Raw genomic sequence first — 3439 nt, 5'->3', positions numbered from 1 at the left:
GTTGCTGGGGTGTGGGGTGACCTGGGTGTCCGGCCGGTGGTGTGTGGTGGGGCGCTCAACTGCGGGGCGCAGGGGCTCGGCCGAGCTGCTGTGACTCGGTGCGTCCGACGGCCTGGGATGCGTCTGACGTGACGGCCTGCGGTGAGTCCGGCGACTTGCGGTGCGGCTTCGTGGCGACGTCCCGCAGCCGCAGCCGCAGCTGTACGACGTCGGCGGCGGCGGACGGCATCCGGGTGGGCCCGCGTCTTCGTCGCGTGGTCCGGTTGTCGCCCGCTGCCCGTCGTTCGGCGTCTGCCCTTACGAACCGCCTGTGGTCGTCACGAAGCAACCGCGCCCGCTCAACTGGTTCCCTGCCGCGTCGAGTTGGTCGGCCGGGTCGTTCACCGGCTGGGGCGTGATCGTGAGGGTGAGTAGGGCGGTCTGCGGTGAGGTTGGCGACTTGCGGGGCGAGTCCTCGCCGAACCGTCGGGCGGTCGTCGGCCGCAGCTATCCGGTGCCCGTCGCTCGGCGTCGGCCGTCACGAAGCGGCCGTGGTCGACGCGAACCAACCCCGCCCGCCCAACTAACTTCCCGCCGCGTCGAGTTGATCGGCCAGCTCGTTCACTGGCTGGGGCGTGCCCGTTAGGTCGAGGATGAACAGGGGGATGCCGAGGGCGTCCGCGCGGGCGCGGGCGTCGTCTGCGTAGCCGGCGAGGGAGAAGTAGACGCATTCGGTGGACTCCGTCATGGCTGTCAGCCACAGGCACTCCACGTCGCGCAGTGAGGCCGGGCGTACGGTCGGGTCGACCTGCGCGAGGATGCCGCGGGCGGCGAGGCCGATGCCGGACGGGGGTCTCTGGTCGGCGCGGCGGATGTCCCGGTAGCCGAGCCAGCGCAGATAGAGCGCGGCGGCGGTGACCGCGTCGCGCGCGGTGCGGATCGTGACGGGCTGGAAGGCGGGCCGGCCCTCGACCTCGGTGCCGGCCTTGGGGGTCCTCGGGGCGGGTTCCGATGTCGGTTCCGCGCCCGCGACCGGTATCCGCAGCAGGGTCCCGCACGGGCAGCCCAGCTCCGGGTACGGCCACTCGTCGAGCCGGCCGCAGGCCGCGCAGCGGACCGCGATCCAGTCCTCGTCCCACACGCGGTGGTTCACGACCGTGGCGACGCCACGTTGGTCCAGCGGCGGAGCGACGGGCGCCCCGCACACACAGGGATACGACGGCGCGGCGTAGACGTGTTCTCGTCGGCACGCCGGACAGCGCACCGGCACGCTCTCGGACATGAGCCCCATAGTCCTCCTGAAAACCCCTGCTTGTCCGTCTCTTGACGGCCTTGGTCACTCCACCTACATTACTTCCAGATAGTAGAATTTAGATTCCGCAATACGGAAACCGGATGCGGAAGTCAGAAGCTCGCAAGGAGTTTTCACCGCGGGGCGCGCCGGTGATGTGATTCCGACAGCCGAAGCAGGAGTACTCCATGGCTCGTATGACCGCTGCCCGCGCGGCAGTCGAGATCCTCAAGCGCGAGGGCGTCAGCGACGCGTTCGGTGTCCCGGGCGCGGCGATCAACCCCTTCTACGCCGCGCTCAAGGCCTCCGGCGGCATCCACCACACCCTCGCCCGCCATGTCGAGGGCGCCTCGCACATGGCGGAGGGCTACACCCGTACCGGTCCGGGCAACATCGGTGTCTGCATCGGCACCTCGGGCCCGGCCGGCACCGACATGATCACCGGCCTCTACTCGGCGATCGGCGACTCGATCCCGATCCTGTGCATCACGGGCCAGGCCCCGACCGCCGTGATCCACAAGGAGGACTTCCAGGCCGTGGACATCGCGTCGATCGCGGCCCCGGTGACGAAGATGGCGATCACGGTCCTGGAGGCGGCCCAGGTCCCCGGCGTCTTCCAGCAGGCCTTCCACCTCATGCGCTCCGGCCGCCCCGGCCCGGTCCTCATCGACCTCCCGATCGACGTACAGCTCACGGAGATCGAGTTCGACCCGGAGACGTACGAGCCGCTCCAGGCCTACAGGCCCGCCGCGACCCGGGCCCAGATCGAGAAGGCGATCGGGATGCTGAACGGCTCCGAACGCCCGCTGATCGTCGCAGGCGGCGGTGTCATCAACGCGGACGCGGCCGAACTCCTCGTGGAATTCGCCGAGTTGACGGGTACCCCGGTCGTCCCGACCCTGATGGGCTGGGGCGTCCTGCCCGACGACCACGAACTGAACGCCGGCATGGTCGGCCTCCAGACCTCGCACCGCTACGGCAACGCGACCTTCCTGGAGTCCGACTTCGTCCTCGGCATCGGCAACCGCTGGGCCAACCGCCACACCGGCAAGCTGGACGTCTACACGGCGGGCCGCACGTTCGTCCACGTCGACATCGAACCCACCCAGATCGGCAAGATCTTCGCCCCCGACTACGGCATCGCGTCCGACGCGAAGGCGGCGCTGGAGCTGTTCGTTGACGTGGCAAGGGAGTTGAAGGCGGAGGGCACCCTTCCCGACCGCTCGACATGGGCGGCCGCGGCACAGGAGCGGAAGTCAACTCTCCAGCGCCGTACGCACTTCGACGACATCCCGATCAAACCCCAGCGTGTCTACGAGGAGATGAACAAGGCCTTCGGCCCGGAGACCCGGTACGTCTCCACGATCGGCCTCTCCCAGATCGCCGGCGCCCAGATGCTCCACGTCTACCGCCCCCGCCACTGGATCAACTGCGGCCAGGCGGGCCCCCTCGGCTGGACGATCCCGGCCGCACTGGGCGTCGCGAAGGCCGATCCCGACGCGTCCGTGGTCGCCCTCTCCGGCGACTACGACTTCCAGTTCATGATCGAGGAACTGGCGGTCGGGGCACAGCACCGCATCCCGTACGTCCATGTCCTCGTGAACAACGCCTACTTGGGCCTCATCCGGCAGGCGCAGATCGGCCTGGACATCAACTTCCAGGTCAACCTGGAATTTGAGAACATCAACTCGCCCGAGCTGGGCGTCTACGGCGTCGACCACATCAAGGTCGTAGAAGGACTGGGCTGCAAGGCCATCCGCGTCACCGACCCCACCGAACTGGGCACGGCCTTCGAGCAGGCCAAGAAGCTCGCGGCGGAGTTCAGGGTCCCGGTCGTCGTAGAAGCCATCCTCGAACGAGTCACCAACATCGCCATGAGCAAGACGAACGACATCAGCAACGTGGTGGAGTTCGAGGAGATCGCGACGGAACCGGGCCACGCACCGACGTCGATCAGGACGCTGAAGGTCTAGGTCGCGGGAAGAACAGGGAGGGGGGCCATCCGGTGACGGGTGAGCCCCCCTCTTTTTGTAGGCGCAAAGCGCCACAAAAAGGGGCGCGGGGCTGTGTCGATTTGCGGCTCCGCCGCGTGGGCGCGACCAGCCACATACGACCCGCACCCCGCAACGAACAGCTCCAGGCAGCACCTACCCGGCCCCACAAGTGAAC

The 3439-nt window shown here is 68.4% G+C and carries 2 protein-coding genes; one reads left to right on the top strand and one right to left on the bottom strand.

Annotated features, from left to right (window positions below; translation table 11 throughout):
* Window positions 1–562: 562 nt before the first annotated feature.
* Window positions 563–1270 (bottom strand): hypothetical protein, encoded by a 708-nt coding sequence (locus AC31A1_RS48810; protein ID WP_489659496.1) that lies wholly within the window; start codon window positions 1268–1270, stop codon window positions 563–565.
* Between the two features lie 188 nt (window positions 1271–1458).
* On the opposite strand from AC31A1_RS48810, the gene gcl reads away from it, so the two are divergent.
* Entirely contained in the window at window positions 1459–3243 is a 1785-nt protein-coding gene (gene gcl / locus AC31A1_RS48805; RefSeq protein WP_489659495.1) for a glyoxylate carboligase, read from the top strand.
* Window positions 3244–3439: the final 196 nt, after the last annotated feature.

The sequence above is a fragment of the Streptomyces sp. P5F9 genome (assembly GCF_057961495.1).
Note: the sequence above shows the minus strand (reverse complement) of the source record. Positions and strands in the feature narration are given on the sequence as shown.

Bases quoted from the DNA above. Each gene is read 5' to 3' on its own strand.
- AC31A1_RS48810 (WP_489659496.1), bottom strand. From the start codon at position 1,270: ATGGGGCTCATGTCCGAGAGCGTGCCGGTGCGCTGTCCGGCGTGCCGA.
- gcl (WP_489659495.1), top strand. From the start codon at position 1,459: ATGGCTCGTATGACCGCTGCCCGCGCGGCAGTCGAGATCCTCAAGCGC.